This is a genomic window from Mesorhizobium sp. M1E.F.Ca.ET.063.01.1.1 (assembly GCF_003998155.1).
In the GTDB taxonomy this organism is placed as follows: Bacteria; Pseudomonadota; Alphaproteobacteria; order Rhizobiales; family Rhizobiaceae; genus Mesorhizobium.
Genome location: NZ_RZSC01001803.1, coordinates 1 through 383 on the forward strand (window position 1 = coordinate 1; position 383 = coordinate 383).

Consider the following 383-nt stretch of genomic DNA (forward strand, 5'->3'; position numbering starts at 1 on the left):
TGCGGCCACCAGCCGGGATGCTGGGCCCAGTGCGAGATGGCGAAATAGGCAATGAAGGAGGCGGCAAAGCCCGCCAACGCACCCCAGGCCTTTTGCCGGAAGACGATGATCAGCACAGCGAAGATCGCCAGGAAGACGATGTTGTCCGGCCGCGCCATGAAGGCGAGGAACAGCAGGATCGCGGTCGCCGCCTCGCGTCTGCGCACATAGGCGAACAGGCCGCCGAGGAACAGCGCCGCGCAAAGGAGGTCTGGCGTCGAGGCGCGCGCCGCATCGCCGAAATCGGCCATGATCAGCACCGCGCCGACTATCGGAGCCAGGGCCAGCGCGCCTTCCGAACGCAGCCAGATGAGCGTGATGCCGCCGAACAGCAGCACCGAGAC

Annotated in this window: 1 pseudogene; it reads right to left on the minus strand. The window is 66.6% G+C overall.

Annotated features, from left to right (window positions below):
• Positions 1 to 383: pseudogene (locus EOA29_RS40945) on the minus strand (hypothetical protein); the annotation flags it as partial.